We start from the raw sequence: 21,894 nt of genomic DNA on the forward strand, positions 1-21,894 counted from the left end.
ACATATAAATTACGCTAAGTAACAACAACATTTTAAAAGCACATTTATAAAAAAAGACATTTCACACATGATGAAAATTTCAAAAAGGGCAATATTGATACCTACAATTCCCATTCTCTTTTTTTATATTTCTTTACCATTGGATTAATTCTAATACAAACCAAAACCTGAGATATTATTTATTAAAAAACAGTCAAACTTGTACGTACTTTTAATTCACAAAGAGAATAAAATCCATTTTAAGCAAAGTATCTACAGCGCTTTTATAATTTTATTTATTGAGTGATATTATTTTCAGCTAAACAAATATGAAGAAGGGATTAGTAGTAAACAAATCACATTATATAGAATTACTTAACTATACAATATACCGACAACTATATGTTATTCTTTGCAAAAAACAACTTAACTTATAAACTGTACTATAGGTAATTACAGTTTATATTTACCACAAAAAAACAAATTAACTCAACTTATTGGTTTTGGTCCCTGTTTTATTGAAAAAATAGTAGAAAAAAAATCTTTTGGGTTATGAAAGATGAGGTATAGAATTACAAAATTATCAGTATTTATATTTAAAAATTGAGTGGAACTACATTAAAAGGCAAAGTGCTTCACTCAACCGATTGAGACACTAAATAAATATCGAAAACTAGAACACGTAAAAAAAACCCAGCATTGCTGCCGGGCTATATTCTTTGTTTTATTCAAAATTCACTATTCAAGGGGATTGACTTCTTCGAATTTTATTCGTTCCAGAACACGAGTCAGATCAATCCGTAGTAGTCCTTTTAAAAGCTCTGAGATATTTTAATTAGTTAATTAATACTTTTGAAGAACGGATGTAATCAGCACCTATTACTTTTATAATGTACATTCCTTTCTTTAAACTGGAAACATCAAGTTGTATGCAATTTTTGTTGTATTGCTGTTTGTAAACTGTCATCCCTTTTATATCAACAACTTCGATCGAATTTTTAAAATCGTAATTATTGTTCAATTCAATATTCAATACATCGCTAACAGGATTAGGATATAGTTTGAAAATCTCAAGATCAGGTTCATCGATGGATGTCACAATTATTTTTTGAAAATTGCCAGTCACTTCTGCATTTTTCCACAATTCATGAAGATATGGGTTCTCGACTGAAAGTATAGTGAAACCACTCGTCCAGCTCACAAATTCACAATCCTCAGCGGGTGTAGCTGTAAGACTTACCTTTTCATTATAATTATAAGTTCCTGAACCTGTAACAGTTCCCAATTCTTCATTATTGGATACTACTGTTATATCTCTTGATTCTATCTCAAAATGGGCAACAAAGTGCAGATTTTCCTTAACAATGTAAGTAAAGCTTGAATCGGTACTAATTACTTCATCATTTAATGTCCAGTTTACAAAAGAATAACCTGTTCCTGACCATGCATAAGGATTTATTTCTTCATTGTATTTAGCAGTATTTGGTCCGTAAACCTCCCCGCCTTTTTTGGTATCTGCTTCATATTCTATTTCAAAGTTTTTACGTTCGAAGTTAGCAACCAAAACTATATCCTCTGTAATGGTAAAAGTATAATCAGCATTCGTGGAGACTTCAACATCATTTTCTGTCCAGTTAATAAATTGATAACCATCTTTTATTTCAGATGCAGATACCGTTACAATTTCACCTGCACCATATGTTCCTTCGCCTGTAAGTGTACCCGCACCTTCAGGGTATGCAGACAAGCTAACTTGTCGAGATTGATATTCAAAATTCGCTGCTAATGTTCTATTAGAAGTAACGGTAAACGAATATTCCGGCTCTTCAGAGACAATATTTCCGTTTTCTATCCAATTGGTGAAAATATAACCAGTATTTGGAGACGCTTTTAAAATAGCACTTCCTCCATGTTGATATGTACCTGCTCCTTCAACAGTTCCTCCATCGGAAGGCTTATTAGATATTTCGATATCATATGTTTTTATTTCGAAATTTGCTGCTAATTTACGATCGGCAATAACTTCAAAACTATAATTAGTATCTGTAGATACTTCCACATTATTTTCAGTCCAGTTGATAAAATTATATCCTTCGGCAACTGTTGCTGCCAAATAACAAGTATCAGCTTGATTATGAATTCCACTTCCTGACACAGTCCCTCCAATTTCTGGTGTAGCCGATGTTGTTATTACATATTTTGGTAAAGTAATCGTTAAAGGAGAAGAAGTTCGGTTATTGTCATCGTTATTTTCACTAATGGTATTGTTCAAATCACTAATAACCAAAATACAATAGCTTCCCGTTTCGGTGTTATTTGGTATTATCAAATCCGATGATTCAGAACTCAAAGCTCCTGAAGTCAAAGCTTCAATATTTGTACTGCCAAGTAAAACATCCGTTTCATCATACGCTTGATCAGCAGACAGGTAATAATCTACCTGACTTGATTCGGCATTTCCTATTCCGATATTTTTCACATCATAAAAAACCTTTAGATCATCACCAGAATTCAGATCAGAAACACTTAGACTCTGATTGCTTACCTCCAAGTCCGGGTAATTAATTGAGAGCTCGCAAAAGGCATTATTATTATCCTTGTCTGTTTCTCCCAGCTTACCAGAGTAATCAGCAACAAAAATGATATAGTAGGTGCCGGAAGCTAAACCAGAAGGCAGTGTAATATTTGAATTAACAGATTGACTGGAACCTTCTGTAATTGCCTCGACAGGTTCTTTTGCCAGAAATTCATCCGTCTGATCGAATAAGTTGTCTGATGACAAATAAAAGCCAAGTTCGGAACTACGAGCATACCCCTTTCCAATATTTTTTATATCGGCAGCTAGTTGAAGCGAATTGGTATTTATTATCACTGGAGTAACAAATTGGTTAAGCACTTCCAGATCGGGGTGTTCAATGAAAATCTCAACCGCAGTCACATTGTCCGTTTCATCTGTTTCAGCAATTTTCCTGTTGTAATCAGCATAAAACAGAATGTATTGTGTACCCGTTGAAGATTCTAAAGGAATAGTAAGCGTATTATTCACCGATTTTTGTTTGGTTAGAATTAATTCTTCAAACTCTTGTGCACCAATAAACTGGGCTTTGCTGCTATAGGTATTATCAGACGATAAATAGTAGGCAATTTGTCCGGCTGGTGTACCATAATCTCCATCATTCAGAATATAAGAGGACACCTCAATATCATTTCCAGCTATTGTTGTTACAGGATCGACAGATGGATTATAAACTGCCAAATTAGAAACCACAACCGAAACTTCTGCGGAGGCGATATTATTGGTCTCATCCACTTCCGTTACATGATCTAGATAATCTGCTTTAGCAATTATAAAATAATCTCCTGCACTTGTTTTGGAAGGCATTGTAACCACAGTATAATAGGATCCTTCGCCAGGAAACAAAAACTCCTGATATGAATCTCCAATTAAGATATCATCATCATCAAGTAAATTGTCAGTTGAAATGTAAAACCCAATTTTAAATTCTCCGGCCTTTGCAGTACTTGAATTATCCAGTGTGCCTTGAATTGAAAAATTTAATCCGGTACGTTGCGGGGTATCAAATAGAATACTTTTCACTGTTATATCCGGATGAGGAATTGTTACCTTTATGTAATGGGTATTATTATTTTCATCGCCCTCACTGACCTCCTTTTTATGATCGGCATAAAATAGAATGTAATAGGTGCCTGTCGCAACGTTTTCCGGAATAGTGAAACTACCTGAAACTTTTTTGTAGTTGATCCCTGAAATGGATGATGTATACGCATCTCCTAATTCAATGTCCGATGAGCCATACTTGGTATCGGTAGAAAGATAGATTCCAAGCCTGCTTGATCCGGCATCTCCCTGAACCACATTTTGAATAGTACATTCAAAATTAATATTGTTCTTAGGGTGAAATGTTGTTGACTCAAGTGAGGCACTTGCAACAGTTAAATCGGGTAAAGTACTTGAAGTACCAGCAAGGCAAGTACTAAAGTGACAGCTTAAGCTAATTAAAAAAATGAGGCAGGTTTTAAAGAAGACCATGGCTTTAGGGTGTAAGGGTTTGTTATTGTTCATAGTAAAGTATTTGCAAATTATTAGCTATTAAGAAATTAAAGTGTTAAATAAAATACGGCTAAATATAATATTTTAATAAGTATTATGAATGTTTCAACCGAGAAAAGTGAAAAAAATAAATGAGTTTTTTTAATGGTACAATAAATCCCAGCCTTACAGACAAAATGTCCATGGGTAAAAACTCACCAAGTTTCCAGCTTTTGATTCACCTTAGAACCTCTTTTGTATTAATAGCACCCATTAGAGTATAAAAAACATCCGATCAAAAGATTGGGTTCACTTAAATAAATGCATCGTTTGATATTCTTTTTTTTAACCCACACGAAAAGATTGACTTCACCGAATTTCGTTTCGCTCAGGAACGGGGATTACACAGTTACTCTTAATAATTATGTATTTCGCTTTACTATTTTTAGTTATCAGCACAAGTCATAGATTTAAGGCAGATGGAGCACTGCTTGTAAACACTCCTTTTTATTCCCTCCTCCCCACTTTCGCACTTGTTGTTTTAGGTTTATCTGTTTTCGACATTTTGTCATATTATGAAGATATAATCTTTAATTATAACTCTGACACAGAGTTATGAACATTGTCTCAGTTTTAGATTTACCGGTGGCGCGCAATGGCAAACTTGTGCCGAAACACTTCAAACTTGTGCAGGAAAAGATTAGACTTGTGGCGGAACACTTCAGACTTATTCCGGAAAGCCTAGGATTTGTACCAAACCTAAAAATCAACCTTATACATTATGAAATTTTCTTAACTTAATGACATTGAGCTTGCGATACTATAGCAGGGGAATCAGCCCTTACAACTAGCTTTTGTTATCTAAAAACCGTTATCAAAATACGATTTAATAACCCAACCTCTTTTTCTAGTAGTTGCTGTTCCATTGTTGTATTTCTCATTTTTATCTGAAACTAACGTAATACATCCACCACCTTGCAATACAAAATTATCACTATGTATTAACGACCATCTAATATGTATTTGTCGGGAATTATCTCTATTGAATATGGTTATCTCTCTTGCTTCGTCAGTTTCGGGAGAATTTAGTCTTATATAAGCATCTTCAACAGTTGGAAACAAGCTAAAATATCCATAATTATTTGTATCCAGATATAACGCATTTGCATCAGAGTTACTAACATCTTTGACGTAATTGTGTACTTCAACATTCCTAGTCCATAACGTACCATCACAAAATACACCATATGTTGGAGCTGTGCCTGAGTTGTTGCCAGCACCATATACACCACATGTAAACTGTCTGTGAATCCCCAAAACTTCATCTTTAGCGACATTGGCAAACCCAAGTCCAACTACTGATGCTAACATTGACATGCCTGAGGTTACTGACCAGCATTCTTGTCCAGCATCATTGGCAAATATCCCTTTATGACTTATGTAGGACACTCTATTTGATGCCCCACGAACCTCAATTTCACCTGTAGATGAATTGATTCTCATCCGTCCATTAATATTGTTTGAATCCCAATTGGATGTTTTTAAATAAGTTGATCCAGTTTCAAAACCTCCAATTGTACCACTTGGAGCATCAAGAACTCCTTTAAAATGTGCTGAGCCATCAGCAGCACTGATATAGAATTCTTTAGCTCTAATTGCTCCACTACCTATAGTCATAGATGCACCATCTAATGCATAAGTATCTGATGTTTGCTTAGTTCCTGACCAGATGTAGTTATTATCAAATTGAAATCCTGCAATTCTATTAGTTGAACCAATCTGAAATACTCTACCAACACTATTTCTACCGTAAATACCCCAATCTTCTGAACTTGTATAGTATGTTTTAATATATTCAGAAGTTGATTTGTAGATCATATATTCGCCCGACTTCATCCACGAACCTGCAACTGCACCACCCCAAGAACAATTAGTAGTTCTTATTTGAGAACTTGTTATTTCAAAATTACCAATCTTACCTTTATTGAATGAACACTCCAAGCCATTTACGTAGTCGGCTGTTACAGTATCTTTAGTGATTTTAGCAGCTTGACTTTCGTTTATCTTATCATCTGCTGTGCTTTGAGCTGCTGAAGCATCAGTTACGGCTTTATTTGCTGTACCTTGTGCTGTTGATATAGAATTATTCAACGCATCAGTATCAGTAACGTCATTAAATGATATAGAAGAACCAGCTGATAATTTCATAATCCCTTTTAGATACACATTATCACAGTAGAAACCGTAGCCTGATAAAGCACCTCCAACATTTGGGTCGTTGATTCCGTTAAGTTTACCAAATCTAGCTTTCGTCACCATATCATAAACGACATCTATATAAGGTGAGTTGTTGTCGCTAGATGTAATATATACAGCACCACCCGAAATACGAACTATTTCATCACCCGCTTCTGGAAGATCACCAATAAAACCAGCCTTATTCAGTTTGATGTAATTTGGATAAGTAGCATTGCCTCCCCAAGATATTGTCGCTTCATAAAATTTAACGCCTGAACCGTTCCAAACCTGGCATCTAACTTTTTGCCCCAAAGCAAACGGGTTACCTAGTTCCTCGTCTAATTCTAAAGTATAGCCCGTTGCGTCTTCATCAGATATTCGATTAACTTTAGCACCATCAGAAAACCAATAAGAGCCATTCCCTGAACGAATTTTATTAATTATTAGCTCGTAGAACTTAGCACTTCTACGCACGGTTAAATCTCCTACGGTCAAGCTATCATTTAAAGCACCGTGACCAAGACTCCAACCTTGACCTGAAAACCCATCAATGAAAGCCCCCGAGTTTTTAATGTAACCACTAATAAGAGAATTACCACTTGTCAAAGTACCATCGGCAACGGTCTCAAATCTACGAATAGTATCATAGTTAGCTAATAGGCGATTAACCTCCACTGAGGTATGATTACTACTTTCTGTTTCATTAGGTTGTATGGTTAATGCAGGGTACTCTTCTGCTCCTGCACTATATTCGAGATTAAAAGGTGTGTAATGTCCTTCACCTCGCTTCTGTAATCTAATTCCCATTCTGGCATCACCATAATCAAGATAATTCCCTGCATCAGCATCACCATAGTCCATATTATAAATGTCCATAAAATACTCATTGCTATCACCACGAACTAAAGCGATTGTGGTTTCTTTTGCCTTACCCCAGCTTGCCTGAGGAGGCGACATTATATTGAGTAGTGTATGATTTGCTCCATATCTTCGTAGGTTCAATAAATCCTCCGAGGTATCAGGAGAGTAAAATAAGTGCTTATTGAATTTTGCGGAGGAGTGAACTGTAGAATTGAACAATACAGCATCCTCGCTCTCGTCGTATTTAAAAACCTGATTACTACCGTAATGCAGGGAGAGATCGTTTGCATTATCTAAGCCTAAACTTGCCGTAGTTCCTCCGCCATCTTGAGAAAGGATAAGGGCAACATTATCAGATTCGTTTGAGTTATCTGAATCTGCTTCCAAGGTAAATGTTAATCCTCCGGTTACATTTAATTTTGGATTATTAATGTCGTTTCTTAAGTAACGCGAAGCCTCAATGTTGCCCAGCTTGGTGGCATTCTTAGCATACCCAACTGATAATGAGAATTCGTCTTTAGTTTTAAACTTTCCTGTAATGTTATCATAATAAGCTATGCCGCTATTTAAGGGCGCATCTTCACGTGTAGCTATCATTTGCAAACTACCAATATCACCTACGCGTGCATAACCATCGGCATCAAACACCAGTTGGCCATCATTTAAACCGTCATATTTTTTTGCTACTATCCCTGTATACATAGTGGAACCTAAGCCCACTGTCGCTTTGTTTCGTAATGTTATTAAATCATCAGTCGTAAAGAATTTTCCGGCATGCGTTTCATTCTCGTCTCCATTCGAAACAATGCCAAGCCCTTGTTTTACTTCTTCTATTTCTTGTTGTTCGAGAAGTAATGTTAAAATGGCATTATCTGTTTTGTAATTTATATTATCCATAATTAATATCTTTTAATACGTCTTGCATTTTATTATTAATCCCTTATCTTCAGACTTTTGAATATCCCGATCTTATCTTTACCTAAGAAAATAGATGACTCTATGTAACTACTTGCGAATTAGCATCATCTTAAATTTTAGTCGGAAGTGGTATCATTTTTTTAGTACTTGACATTTAATTCTTATATACAAGTGTTGGCAATGATGAAATAGTCTTATCGAACAAAAGAGGATTTCATTTTAAATGAAAGTGTTCTGTCTTTTGTTGCTTATTTTGCTTTTTCTGTTGTTCGCCTTTTTCCCAAAATATGCGAACAGATCATATATCATCCCTTTCATAAATATGATCTTGTTAATTGTCAATTTTTAACTTGACTGTGCCAATTCAGATTTTAATCTGTTGATTATTTTATAATTTAATTTGTTTAGCTATTCGATCAATTAGTGCCTTTTTTACTACTGCTTATAAACTCACGAGAAATGATTTTAAGTTTTTACTATTCAAAATTTGGTTCTCCCAGAATCTATTTTGTGAATTCAAAACCAAATATAGTTTTTTACATAACCAACTGCAAGTTAAGAGTTAAAGAACGACAAAAGGGTATTATTCCTTTGGTTTCTATTGACATTCTTTACATTTGAGATATGGAACCTATAATGTCTTATTGGTTGTTTATTAGAATCACAAGAGGAGGTGCTACTAATTTGAATGAGCCTACTTATACGCTTCGTTTCTAATGGCTAACAAATCATGTGTCGGCATTATACCTCTGTGATTATTAGACTATAAATAGTGCGAATGTTTAAATAAATGGTATCCTATCTTGCAATTGTGTACGATAAGTTCAATTCTGCTAATAAAAAAGCGAGTAAACTAGAGTGTGCGATATACAAAAGTAAAAGCCACTCACATTGCTGCAAGTGGCTTCTATTTTTGTTTTTACTTCAGCTTCGCAGCAACTAGCTATAAGCTCACATTAGCGAGGGGGCATTTATTTTTCTTTTCCAGAATCAATATAAGAGGAATAAAAGTTTTCCTTCTTATGTATTTGGACTGGTATGTTATAATACTTAGAAAAAAATATTGCTAACTTATTAACTTTACTAAAATTAGCAGACCTATAAATAACGATTGGATCCTCATGTTCATTTTTAAGAAACAATTCATTAGATATATTATTTATCCCTCGGCCTGTCTGCCCCCTTGCTCCTAAACTTTGAATTATTGTTGAACTTATATTGCTAATAAGACTAATTTCTTGAATTTCACCTATTTCTATTTCTTTATTGGCAAGCCGAAAAAACAATATTCGCGTATAAAACTCACATCTATTATGATTAACATTTATTTGCTTCCAAGAAGTAAGATATACGATACTTCCGATAAATACTATTAAACTAAAATAGCTGAAAGAACCTACTATAATCCAATACATCATAATAAACATTAGTATGAAAATCACTAAAACGACCATTAGTAAAGGATGATAAAATCTGTAAATCTTTTTAATCATTGCTTTGATTATCATTTGATTGAAATTGTTTAATTAATACTTCCCATCCCCATAACCATGTACCAGGTCTGTCAATTGAATTCCAAAAAGTTTGTTGTCTTGGTATTTTATAATTTAGATTTGGATTTTCGCTTAAAAGCCTAGATCCAGTCTGATATACAGCTTGTCGGTAATTTTTAAAGTCACTAGAATAACCAATAGCACTAAAATTAACACAATCAGTACTACCATCTACAATATATTGCATAACGTCTGAAACAAAAATACCCATATTAAGTACTTCCTCTCCTGACTCAACAGCAGCTTTGAAGTCCGAACTAAATTTAATACTTAAAAAAGCGTCTTCCATGGTTTCTCGATTCTCCATTACAGTATTGTATGCATGACCATATGCTTTATACTGAATAGCAATATCAAGTGAACCTAAGTATGCGTATTCTTGTGATGCTCCATGCATAAATTCAGCAACATTTCTTGAAAAATCTGCAATTGATGAAGCCTTATTTTCCCGATGATCCTTAGGAACCATAATATTATTACGAAAATGATATATTGCTTTATTATCTCTAGTCATTTTATTAGGTTTTTTCATAGAGACAGGAATAAAATAATCCTTGTCTCGTAATTCAATAATATCACTCTGGTTAGCGTATGTTCTAATTGGTCTTTGCATGCTATTAGGTGTGGAATTCACAGTAAATTGTTGATTAATTGGACGATCCCCGTCATGCAAAGTATAGGATACTAATTTTTTACCACTATTTAGTGTAACATATCCAAATCTAATATTAAAATCTGATTTAAAATCTAATTCCTCCAAACCATCCAAATCAATATAAGTGATTGGCTTATTCCCTGCATACTGAAAAGGCGTATAATGCGGATAATCAAACTGCAAAGGATCAACACTCACAAATCGACATAACCAAGCCGCATAATAACGGAAGCCATAATAATACAAACCGGTTTCCTCATCACGCTCCTTGCCCACATATTTGTAACGCTTTTGAGAGGTTTCGGTTTGCCTCACAATACTCCATTTTCAATGGCGTTCGGCGATTGCTTCGCAATTCAGTACGGCCACTGCGGTAACTTGTTGTTCCAAAAGGGTGGTACTCTTCATAAGAAATAATACCAGCACTTTCGTCCAACTCTAAAGAGGCAGAACCTAAATGGTTGTCGTACTGGCAGCGGATAACTGCTGCAGGGTTTACTGTCAAAGAACCTTGATCAATGGTGAGCGTTTCGGCGGTTGCAATCTTCTTCTTGTTCCCGATAAAAAATCGGGACAGGCTATCTGAAATATTAACAGTTGTTCGCTCGGTTTCCAGTGAATCGTTAACAAATTTATGATATATTTTGGTAACCGAAAGTTATAAGACAACAAAAAGCCACTCACATCGCTGCAAGTGGCTTCTATTTATCTGCTTCGTAGAGTACTACAAGCTTGAACTAGCAAGACGGAATCGCGCTAGATGGGGTGTTAATTACTGATCGCTAAAGTTCTTTTGTACATCAAATAATTAAATTCAGCTAATGAATCATTTTTAAGATCTTTATAGACATGAAATTTACCTAAATATGCATAATTGCACATACTATCTAATTCAATGGCTTTATTGAAATTTAAAACTGATTTTTGGCAACTATCAATCATATGAAAAGCAATACCAATATTACAGTAATAATCTAGAGAATTTGGATTAATCTGAATTGCATCATTAAAATTTGCTATTGCTTCTAGATAATTCTTTAAATTAAAATATAGCATCCCTTTCAAAAAGTATCCATAATCATTACGATTATCCAGTATTAATCCCTTGTTTACAGATTCAATTCCTTTAATATATTCTCCTTTTTTATTTAAGATTTCAGCCTTAAGGAAATAAATACCAGTTTCATCTGGACTAATGCAATTAACTTTACTAATGTATTTAATTGCATTGTCTAAATCATCTAAGAAGTAATTGCATAAACCTAAGTTATAGTTAACTGTATAATTAGCAGAGTCTATATTGTAACAAAGCAAAAATACATCATGTGCTTTCGCATAATCTTTATTCTTAAATAATACATCACCTAAATTAATGAAATTTGCCATTTTATCCCCACCTAACTTTAATGCCTTTAAATAGTTTTCCTCAGACAACTTAAATTGATGTTGATTTTTATAAATTAACCCTTTAGATTCAAACAGCCAGGGTTCTTCTCCTGTTTCAATTAATATAGATTCAATATAACTCAATGCTTCATCGTACTTAGTGTTATTTATTAAGCATGTGACTTTTTCTTTTTTATTCAGATTATCACATGCTGCAAAAGCAAGGAATAGAATAATTCCAACAATTATTTTTCTCATTAGTCGTTAATTTTGTACGCTGCAATAGGTGTAAATTCGTTCTTTGATTTCCATTCTATTAAAACTGCCCAAGGATTATTATCATCCCCATAATCCTCAGTTAAATTATCATTTTTTTGTTCTTTGCCATTCATTACTTTCATAAAATCTTCTGTTTGTAGATATATGAATTGTTTGGATTCAAATAGTATATCACATGATTTACAATTTTCCATATATGATTTTATACTCTTATAACCTTCCTGTAAAGCTGTCTCAAATAAAAATTGATCTACTTCATCAAGTTGCTCAGTGAGCATAAAAGATATTGGATTTATAATGGCAAAGGGCGTTTCTTTATCTTGCAAAACTTTCGCTATTGTTAAAAGATCAAACATCGGTCCAGCAACTTCAGCTACCCCTTTACCAATTAATTTGAGCTTTTTAATACTTTTTGTTTCATTTCCCATTCCAATTGTAGACCAATTACCTCTTGAACTACGACCTCCCATATTTATATATTCACCTTTCTCTTCCATAACACTTAAATTAGTATTCTTATATTTTCGTGGAGATTGCCTTGGAGCACCAAAATTGTCAACCTTTAATCCATTTTCAATATTTTTATTCAATTTATGATCTGCAATTCTGTCTAATGTAGATTTTGTTATACTAGGAGCTTGTTTTATTATAAGATCTGTTGCTTTCTTTCGGAAATATTTGAGTGCTGTTGTGTCACTTTTGTGTGACAATTGTATAGAATCAGACTTCAAATTATTTACATTCAATTCCTCCAAGCCATCCAAATCAATATAAGTGATTGGCTTATTCCCTGCATACTGAAAAGGCGTATAATGCGGATAATCAAACTGCAAAGGATCAACACTCACAAACCGGCACAACCAAGCTGCATAATAACGGAAGCCATAATAATACAAGCCAGTCTCCTCGTCACGCTCCTTGCCAACATATTTGTATCGCTTTTGAGAGGTTTCGGTCTCTGTTCTACCAGATCTGTAAGAAGAAGTTCCAAAGGGGTGATATTCTTCGTAAGAAATAATACCAGCACTTTCGTCCAACTCTAAAGAGGCAGAACCTAAATGGTTGTCGTACTGGTAGCGGATTATTGCTGCAGGGTTTACTGTCAAAGAACCTTGATCAATGGTGAGCGTTTCGGCGGTTGCTATCTTTTTCTTATTCCCGATAAAAAATCGGGACAGGCTATCTGAAATATTAACTGTTGTTCGCTCGCCCTGTACCGCAGTATGATTAGTTGGCTTTTAGAAATGCAATGTATCAAAAAACAGCACTAATCAACATGCGGTAAGTGAATCGTTAACAAATTTATGATATATTTTGGTAACCGAAAGTTATAAGACACAAAAAGCCACTCACATTGCTGCAAGTGGCTTCTATTTTTTTTACTTCTGCTTTGCAAAGTACGAGATACAAGCTTGCACTAGCGGAGATAATTAATTTACATTGACACCATCAGGAATACAATCCCATCCACTATCAGGCACCTTAATTTTATAGTTTGATACTTCTAATTCAAATAAAATTCTACTTCGTTTGGGGTTAAGTGACGAAAATTGAACTATGTACTTGCCAGCAGGATTTACAACTCCTTTAATTTTTGTTTGAGTTTCTCTATATTCAATATTGTTTACTTTATAAAAATATTCAACTGTTGAGCCATGTCTTGCCCCAAAAGAATTTCCTGTAATACCTATAGTATACCTTGAATTCTCGTCGATTTCATTATTAATATTATCCGTCAATAAATAATTATATACAATCACTGACAATAAAAACAGTAAAATTGTTACAGCTACAACATCAGATATCTTTTGTTTCTTCATAATTACTGATTTGATGATTCATTTGCTTTATTAATTTCATTATTCTTTAAAGTTTGAGCAGCTCCCGTTGTAACAGGTTCAGCTCCATACTTAAACAAAATATAAGGAACTACGGTGCGTTCAATATACTTCCAAGTACCCTCTGCAGCTTCATTATTACCCTCATCTAACTGTCTAACATATTTATTGAGTGCATTTGTCAGATCCGTTCCAATCTCATCACTTTGGTTGAGTATTCCTTCTCCAGTTTTTCCAATTACAAAACCCATAGTAACATCACCAAGTACACCATTAATAATCTCATCAATAGTCCCCGTTGTTATTCCTTCTTCTTGATTCACCTGTATTGAATTAGCCCCAATGGAATTAAAAATCAACACACCAATGTTAGATGAAGGATTTATAAACGTGAAACTAACACTCGACCAATTTACTTTACGTAGACTTTTATTACTATTATTATTGATTCTTAAAGCTGCATATTGTCCTCCAGCATCTAATGAAGCGGCTATAGTTCTTTCATATAAAGAATAAGCTCCTGCAGTTGACATAAAAGTTTTTACTGCAGGTAAACTACTCCATGATGTACCACCTATTAAAGTTGCTTCAGCTGCAACGGCAGGGGCTGCTATAGCTACTAAACCCATTGCCATAGGTGCTAATGCAAGAATTTTAACGCCCAACGGAATTTCATGCGGTGTATATGTGTTATAATTTATTGGTCTTCCTGTTAAACTGTATTGATTAGTCACCAAACAGCTTACACTATTAGGGTGTCGAGAATCATAATACCTATCAGAGTTCACATCATACTTTACTTCTTCCAAACCATCCAAATCAATATACGTGATCGGTTTATTCCCAGCATACTGAAAAGGCGTATAATGCGGATAATCAAACTGTAGAGGATCAACACTCACAAACCGGCACAACCAACTCGCATAATACCTAGCTCCGTAATAATACAAGCCTGTTTCATTGTCACATTCTTTACCAACATATTTGTAGCGTTTTTGGGAGGTTTCAGTCTCTGTTCTACCCGAACGATACGAAGAGGTTCCAAAAGGATGATACTCCTCATAGCTAATGATACCAGCACTTTCGTCCAACTCTAAAGAGGCAGAACCTAAATGGTTGTCGTACTGGTAGCGGATTATTGCTGCAGGGTTTACTGTCAAAGAACCTTGATCAATGGTGAGCGTTTCGGCGGTTGCTATCTTTTTCTTATTCCCGATAAAAAATCGGGACAGGCTATCTGAAATATTAACTGTTGTTCGCTCGGTTTCCAGTGAATCGTTAACAAATTTATGATATATTTTGGTAACCCAAAGCTATAAGACACAAAAAGCCACTTACAGTTATTGTAAGTGGGTTCGTTTGTTTTTACTTCTGCTATTCAGAGTACGAGCTACAAGCTCGAGCTAACTAAGGCACATACTTACGTAATACAAGTAATTTGTTTTCTTAAGAAATCAATAAAATCATCAGCATATTTCTTATTGGTAATATCACAAAATATGGGAGATTCTCCTTCATTATTACTTTGATTTAAATCAAAGTAATACATTTCACCTTGATCATTCTCTAAGATAACGAGTTGTTCTTTAGTACAGATGCCATTTTTTCTATTTAACTCATTCATATATACTATATCTCCTCCAACAACATTATCAAAGTCTAATTCATATATACTGAATATTTCATTACCAAAGATTTCTCCTCCACTATAGTTTTTTAACCACCATACGAATGATTTTGGAAAATATACATCTAGTCTATCTTCAGCTTTTTTTATCCATTCATTTGATACTCCTTGTCCAAATTCCCCAAATTGAACTGCATCCGGATGTTGTTCAATCAATTCTTTAATCTCATTAAATTTATCATTCATTATTATAATAATTAGTATTATTGAAAATCAATTGCTCTATTTTCCCAATATCTGCCTCTCCAAGCATCAAATTGACTTCTATCAATGCCTGATGGAATAGTATTTGGATTGATATGTATTGTGGCATGGTTTGTTTTGTGAAATGTCTGTGTCATTTCAGCAATACCTCCAGTTTCACTTTGTATCATATGATGTAGATTAACTGACTTCCCGTCTACTCCAATAGGAGCTCTACCTGAAGCCATTCTTTCAACATTTGTTCCCATTACTGTCTTTCCATGAACTTTCCATGAACTTATTGTACTTGGATCAAATATATCATCTCTTTGAAAAACTTTTATATCCTCAAAAGTTGAGGATTTATTCCAAATTTTTTTCTTTACAGGTATATCATCCAGAACATTAACAATCGCCTTTTCCGAAGTCAATGCCTCTTCTCCAAAAGTCTTTAATCCTCCTCCTCCTTTGACCCCAACTGCTAAATCAACAACTACCTCATAATTTTCCCATGTTGTAAAAGCTTGCCCAACATCTTTCCATGTTGTATTTATCAAGTCTTTTGCTACATTACCACCAATAAGGCGTTACTTAAAAGAGCCATTATATTGTGCGAGGCATCAAATATGTTTTTAGTTTCAACATACTCCACTCTTGCCATGTAAGGAGTAAGAGCCTCCTCCAACCCATCCAAATCAATATAAGTGATTGGCTTATTCCCTGCATACTGAAAAGGCGTATAATGCGGATAATCAAACTGCAAAGGATCAACACTCACAAACCGGCACAACCAAGCAGCGTAGTAACGGAAGCCATAATAGTACAAGCCCGTCTCCTCATCACGTTCCTTGCCTACATATTTGTAGCGCTTTTGAGAGGTTTCGGTTTGCCTCACAATACTCCATTTTCAATGGCGTTCGGCGATTGCTTCGCAATTCAGTACGGCCACTGCGGTAACTACTTGTTCCGAAAGGATGATATTCCTCGTAAGAGATGATATTAGCACTTTCGTCTAACTCTAAAGAGGCAGAACCTAAATGGTTGCTGTACTGGTAGCGGATTATTGCTGCGGGGTTTACTGTCAAAGAACCTTGATCAATGGTGAGCGTTTCGGCAGTTGCTATCTTAGCTTTATCATCTGAAATATTAACAGTTGTTCGCTCGGTTTCCAGTGAATCGTTAACAAATTTATGATATATTTCGTATTCCGAAAACTATAAAACACAAAAAGCCACTCACATTGCTGCAAGTGGCTTCTATTTTTGTTTTTATACCAGCTTCGCAGAGTACCTAGCTATAAGCTCATATTAGCAGGAGGAATTAAACTTGCTTTTCTCTTTCAAACCACTCCTTAAAAACATCAACAATTGTTTTATCTTTATGATTGGAATAGTTTAGTTCGTAACTAATATCGTTATTAAAAGCACCAGTTTTAGGTTCATATGTCATTTTCATTAATGTTGGTACTTCTCTATTATCATTTTCAAATAAATCCAGAACTTCTTCCAAGAAGTCTGTACCTTGCCTTAGTAAATCATTAATTCGAGAATTTGAAATATCACATTTTGCAATCAATAGGTTATTTACCTGATGCAATTCGGTTGGTAATTCATGTATTCGATAAAACACATTATAAAATAAACTATCTGCTTCCATTGAGGCAAAAACATATACCTTATCAACCTCATTTTTATTTCTATTAACAAATTCAAATGCTATTTCGGCCATATTTGTATATAGCCTCTCAAAATTTCGATCAAAAGTATTACTTCCCATTTTTCTATTTATTTCTAATTCTTTGATAAAACGATTCTCCATCTATATTCCAATTAACATCAAAGCTAGCTGGTCTCAGTTCATCTAATTTATAATTAACTGAAATATCAATTTCAACCTTTTTACCTGCTTCAATTGCTTTAGCCCATTGATTTTCAATTTTTTTATATTCACTTAAGTTAACCTTCCTAAGCTGTGAAACTAAATTATCCAAATTAGGCGAACCTCCAAACCTATCTCCTATTAAATGTCCAGCATGATCTCCTTCTAATTTCCCAGGAGTTTTGGGATTGTGCCTCAGTCGGTCTTTTTTACTTAACTTCAAATCATCAGTATAGGTTTTACTTAGCCTACCTAAATCATCAGATTCACCAAAATAACCAAATTCCCCTGATCGAAACTTTGACTTTGGAATGAATTTATTTCTCGTTGGAACATCATCCAGAACATTAACAATCGCCTTTTCCGAAGTCAATGCCTCTTCTCCAAAAGTCTTTAATCCTCCTCCTCCTTTGACCCCAACTGCTAAATCAACAACTACCTCATAATTTTCCCATGTTGTAAAAGCTTGCCCAACATCTTTCCATGTTGTATTTATCAAGTCTTTTGCTACATTACCACCAAAAGAAATTGCATCACCCGCTAATTCAGCATTTGCGAAATTAGGCCCTAAATTATATGCTGTTTTAACATATTCACCAACTCTACTATTAGCAATGGCCTTACCCGTTTCCTCATAATTATATACAGCATTAATTATTCCGGAAGAAGCATTATAAGTACCTACAATTAAGGCGTTACTTAAAAGAGCCATTATATTGTGCGAGGCATCAAATATGTTTTTAGTTTCAACATACTCCACTCTTGCCATGTAAGGAGTAAGAGCCTCCTCCAAGCCATCCAAATCAATATAAGTGATTGGCTTGTTACCAGCATACTGAAAAGGCGTATAATAAGGATAATCAAACTGCAAAGGATCCACACTCACAAACCGGCATAACCAAGCGGCATAATATCGGAAACCATAATAGTACAAGCCCGTCTCCTCATCACGTTCCTTGCCTACATATTTGTAGCGCTTTTGAGAGGTTTCGGTCTCGGTTCTACCAGAACGGTACGAAGTTGTACCAAAAGGATGATACTCCTCATAGCTAATGATATCGGCCGTTTCGTCTAACTCTAAAGAGGCACTTCCCAAATGGTTGCTGTACTGGCAGCGGATAACTGCTGCAGGGTTTACTGTCAAAGAACCTTGATCAATGGTGAGCGTTTCGGCGGTTGCTATCTTTTTCTTATTCCCGATAAAAAATCGGGACAGGCTATCTGAAATATTAACTGTTGTTCGCTCGCCCTGTACCGCAGTATGATTAGTTGGCTTTTAGAAATGCAATGTATCAAAAAACAGCACTAATCAACATGCGGTAAGTGAATCGTTAACAAATTTATGATATATTTTGGTAACCGAAAGTTATAAGACACAAAAAGCCACTCACATTGCTGTAAGTGACTTCTATTTTTGTTTTTACTTCTGCTACGCAGAGTACGAGCTAAAAGCTTGCACTAGCGGGAGTTGGGCTTTAATGTTTTAATTACAACCACAAGTCCCAGACTTGCGACAGTTGGGGTAATCTATTGAGGAAGTTCGTTCCATCCATCTGGTGGAATACTATCAACATTATCAATTACAGTTTAATTTATTTTTTTATAATTAATTCTTTTAATATTTATTAATTTTATTATTAAATTTTTAATTTTTTTTTTTAAATTTTTTTTTAATAATTTTTTCTTATTAATATTTAATATTTATTTCTTTTTTTTATTTATTTTTTATTCTTTTATTCTTTTAATTTTATTTCTTTATTTATTTTTTTATATTTTTATTACTTTTTTATTATTTAATTTTAATTCTTATTTTAATTAATTATTTATATTATTTTTTAATTATATTTAATTAATTTTTATCTACTTTTATTTCTATTTTTATTTTTTATTCTTAAATAATTTTTTATTTTTTCTTTTTTATTTTTTCTCTATTTAATTTTTTTTATTTTTAATTTTTTATTTTTTTTATATTCTTTTTAAATATATTATTCTTATCTTTTTATTCTTAAACTTTTTTTTTATCTTTAATCTTTTTAATTTTTATTTTCATTTAGCTTATTTGTCAATAATCGACTATTTTGCGGTTTATCAGATTGAAAAATAACATAGTAAAATTGCCCCGTTTTTATATTATCATTTTTTATCAAATGTGTTGAAACAAACACTTTACCTTTAGTAGAATATTTATAATCTATATATGTACTCCACCGATTATAAGTCATCTTTGTTGTAGTGCCAATAGTATACCTAGAATTCTCCTTAAGTTGTTTTCTTTTAATAAAACTATTAATTCCAATTGCTACAATCGCAAGCACGAAGACTAAGAAGCCTACATCAGTTTTTGTAATAGATCTAATCATTTTCATTATTAAGTTCATTAATATAATTAGTCAAAGTGATAGTTTCATTTTTTAAAATTTGTGTTCCTAAACTAATACCCATAAATTCAGTATTGTTAATCATATCAGTAGTTCTAGCTTCTCTAAACAATCTATCTAATTGCATTTTGAAGTATTTTCCTCCACCTTCTTCTCCGTATTGGAATAATGGATTTGCACTACCTCTAGTAACTGCATTATTAAATACTCCCCATTTATTATTAGATTTAATTAAGCCTCGTTGCAATGATCCGTCGCCAATTTTAGCACCTTTCACATCAAATGATGCACTTAATACTGTTCCCACAACGATATCTTGTAAATCACCAACTTTACTATTACCATCAGGATTTAGAATAAATGAACTTGAAATAAATCCATTGAATATGGTAGATGAAGCCTTAGCTTCTGGACTAAAGAAAGTAGCAGTAAGGGATACTAAATTAATTTTATTTACACTTCTCTTGAAATCAAAACCATTATTAATATATTCAGGTACAAATTGTCCTGTAGCATCAATCACTACTCCTCCACCTCTGGAAAGCATTGAAGCCGATGTAGCAGCAGTAATATAACTTTGAACAGCTGGTAAACTACTCCATGATGTACCACCTATTAATGTTGCTTCAGCTGCGATAGCAGGGGCAGCTACCGCTGCTAAGCCTATTGCCATGGGTGCTAAAGAAAGAGCCATCACTTCTGATGGAACCTTATAATCAGGGGTATATGTTTCATAATTTACAGGTCTTCCTGTTAAACTGTATTGATTAGTCACCAAACAGCTTACACTATTAGGGTGTCGAGAATCATAATACCTATCAGAGTTCACATCATACTTTACTTCCTCCAAGCCATCCAAATCAATATAAGTGATTGGCTTGTTACCAGCATACTGAAAAGGCGTATAATGCGGATAATCAAACTGCAAAGGATCAACACTCACAAACCGGCACAACCAAGCAGCGTAGTAACGGAAGCCATAATAATACAAACCGGTTTCCTCATCACGCTCCTTGCCCACATATTTGTAACGCTTTTGGCTGGTTTCGGTCTCGGTTCTACCAGAACGGTACGAAGTTGTACCAAAAGGATGATACTCCTCATAGCTAATGATATCGGCCGTTTCGTCTAACTCTAAAGAGGCACTTCCCAAATGGTTGCTGTACTGGCAGCGGATTATTGCTGCGGGGTTTACTGTCAAAGAACCTTGATCAATGGTGAGCGTTTCGGCAGTTGCTATCTTCTTCTTGTTCCCGATAAAAAATCGGGACAGGCTATCTGAAATATTAACTGTTGTTCGCTCGGTTTCCAGTGAATCGTTAACAAATTTATGATATATTTCGTATTCCGAAAACTATAAGACACAAAAAGCCACTCACATTACTGCAAGTGGCTTCTATTTTGTTTTTACTTCTACTCCGCAGAGTTCGAACTATAAGCTCGCACTAGCGGAGATAAAATCATCCATTTTTAAAACTTAACAATCGATGTATCTTGACTAACTATAACTTCAGAATCATTCGAAAAATCAGCGTATGATAATTCTTTTAATATCATTATTTCGTTTTTTGATAAAATAACAGATCTAATGCTCTTGAAATAATCACGGCTATCTTCATTCCTATAATCATAAGCTTCTTCATTGGGCCATGCACGAAATTCGCCAATAACATATTTTTTAATAACTGAGCCAGACTTAAATGATAAAACAACTTTAACATGCCAATCATAGGTGTCAGATAAAATGAGAAAATCTGTCTTAACAGAACATGAATCACAATTAATAATATTCATATTCTCTCTTATTTTTTTCTCAATATTAGAAGCAATAATGGCTTCTCTTTCTGGAAAAACTTCGCCTTGTGCTTTAGTAAAATAGGATATTAATTTTTTACCAACCAATTCTACAGAATCTTGACTTAACAGATGATCATGTAACCTAGATTGAGAGTTAGCATAAATTGAAAATAGACTCAATATTAGGGTTATAATTATTCGATTCATTATTAC

Annotated in this window: 16 protein-coding genes; all 16 read right to left on the reverse strand. The window is 34.1% G+C overall.

Features of this window, described 5'->3' with window-relative positions; translation table 11 throughout:
• Window positions 1-814 precede the first annotated feature (814 nt).
• Window positions 815-4,063, reverse strand: a complete 3,249-nt coding sequence (locus ACHZAX_RS15505; RefSeq protein WP_320019757.1) for a CARDB domain-containing protein — start codon at window positions 4,061-4,063, stop codon at window positions 815-817.
• Window positions 4,064-4,891: 828 nt separating this feature from the next.
• A complete protein-coding gene (locus ACHZAX_RS15510) occupies window positions 4,892-8,026 on the reverse strand; it encodes a hypothetical protein (protein ID WP_320019758.1) in 3,135 nt (1,044 codons plus the stop codon).
• Window positions 8,027-9,018: 992 nt separating this feature from the next.
• Window positions 9,019-9,540 (reverse strand): hypothetical protein, encoded by a 522-nt coding sequence (locus ACHZAX_RS15515; protein ID WP_394698286.1) that lies wholly within the window; start codon window positions 9,538-9,540, stop codon window positions 9,019-9,021.
• Window positions 9,533-10,570 (reverse strand): RHS repeat-associated core domain-containing protein, encoded by a 1,038-nt coding sequence (locus tag ACHZAX_RS15520; RefSeq protein WP_320019760.1) that lies wholly within the window; start codon window positions 10,568-10,570, stop codon window positions 9,533-9,535. The genes ACHZAX_RS15515 and ACHZAX_RS15520 overlap by 8 nt, the downstream gene beginning before the upstream one ends.
• On the reverse strand, window positions 10,515-10,760 hold the full coding sequence (locus ACHZAX_RS15525; protein WP_320019761.1) for a hypothetical protein: 246 nt from the start codon (window positions 10,758-10,760) through the stop codon (window positions 10,515-10,517). Before ACHZAX_RS15525 ends, ACHZAX_RS15520 begins: the two co-directional genes overlap by 56 nt.
• 263 nt (window positions 10,761-11,023) lie before the next feature.
• Window positions 11,024-11,899 (reverse strand): tetratricopeptide repeat protein, encoded by an 876-nt coding sequence (locus tag ACHZAX_RS15530; RefSeq protein WP_320019762.1) that lies wholly within the window; start codon window positions 11,897-11,899, stop codon window positions 11,024-11,026.
• Complete coding sequence (locus tag ACHZAX_RS15535; RefSeq protein WP_320019763.1) at window positions 11,899-13,026, reverse strand: RHS repeat domain-containing protein; 1,128 nt, start codon at window positions 13,024-13,026, stop codon at window positions 11,899-11,901. Before ACHZAX_RS15535 ends, ACHZAX_RS15530 begins: the two co-directional genes overlap by 1 nt.
• Before the next feature lie 324 nt (window positions 13,027-13,350).
• A complete protein-coding gene (locus ACHZAX_RS15540) occupies window positions 13,351-13,740 on the reverse strand; it encodes a hypothetical protein (protein WP_320019764.1) in 390 nt (129 codons plus the stop codon).
• Between the two features lie 2 nt (window positions 13,741-13,742).
• Window positions 13,743-14,918 carry an RHS repeat domain-containing protein gene (locus ACHZAX_RS15545; protein WP_320019765.1) on the reverse strand — a complete coding sequence of 392 codons (1,176 nt, stop codon included), beginning with the start codon at window positions 14,916-14,918 and terminating at the stop codon, window positions 13,743-13,745.
• A gap of 260 nt (window positions 14,919-15,178) precedes the next feature.
• The gene (locus ACHZAX_RS15550) at window positions 15,179-15,631 is read right to left on the reverse strand and encodes an SMI1/KNR4 family protein (RefSeq protein WP_320019766.1); all 453 of its coding nucleotides are present in this window, start codon (window positions 15,629-15,631) and stop codon (window positions 15,179-15,181) included.
• A gap of 17 nt (window positions 15,632-15,648) precedes the next feature.
• A complete protein-coding gene (locus tag ACHZAX_RS15555; RefSeq protein WP_320019767.1) occupies window positions 15,649-16,185 on the reverse strand; it encodes an HNH/ENDO VII family nuclease in 537 nt (178 codons plus the stop codon).
• Window positions 16,186-16,193: 8 nt separating this feature from the next.
• Window positions 16,194-16,523, reverse strand: a complete 330-nt coding sequence (locus tag ACHZAX_RS15560; protein WP_320019768.1) for an RHS repeat-associated core domain-containing protein — start codon at window positions 16,521-16,523, stop codon at window positions 16,194-16,196.
• A 425-nt stretch (window positions 16,524-16,948) separates the two neighbouring features.
• Complete coding sequence (locus ACHZAX_RS15565; RefSeq protein WP_320019769.1) at window positions 16,949-17,446, reverse strand: immunity protein YezG family protein; 498 nt, start codon at window positions 17,444-17,446, stop codon at window positions 16,949-16,951.
• On the reverse strand, window positions 17,409-18,650 hold the full coding sequence (locus ACHZAX_RS15570; RefSeq protein ID WP_320019770.1) for a DNA/RNA non-specific endonuclease: 1,242 nt from the start codon (window positions 18,648-18,650) through the stop codon (window positions 17,409-17,411). The genes ACHZAX_RS15565 and ACHZAX_RS15570 overlap by 38 nt, the downstream gene beginning before the upstream one ends.
• A 1,208-nt stretch (window positions 18,651-19,858) precedes the next feature.
• On the reverse strand, window positions 19,859-21,085 hold the full coding sequence (locus ACHZAX_RS15575) for an RHS repeat-associated core domain-containing protein (protein WP_320019771.1): 1,227 nt from the start codon (window positions 21,083-21,085) through the stop codon (window positions 19,859-19,861).
• A 269-nt stretch (window positions 21,086-21,354) separates the two neighbouring features.
• Window positions 21,355-21,888 carry a hypothetical protein gene (locus ACHZAX_RS15580; RefSeq protein WP_320019772.1) on the reverse strand — a complete coding sequence of 178 codons (534 nt, stop codon included), beginning with the start codon at window positions 21,886-21,888 and terminating at the stop codon, window positions 21,355-21,357.
• Window positions 21,889-21,894 lie beyond the last annotated feature (6 nt).

The sequence above is a fragment of the Labilibaculum manganireducens genome (assembly GCF_963665805.2).
Lineage (GTDB): Bacteria > Bacteroidota > Bacteroidia > Bacteroidales > Marinifilaceae > Labilibaculum > Labilibaculum manganireducens.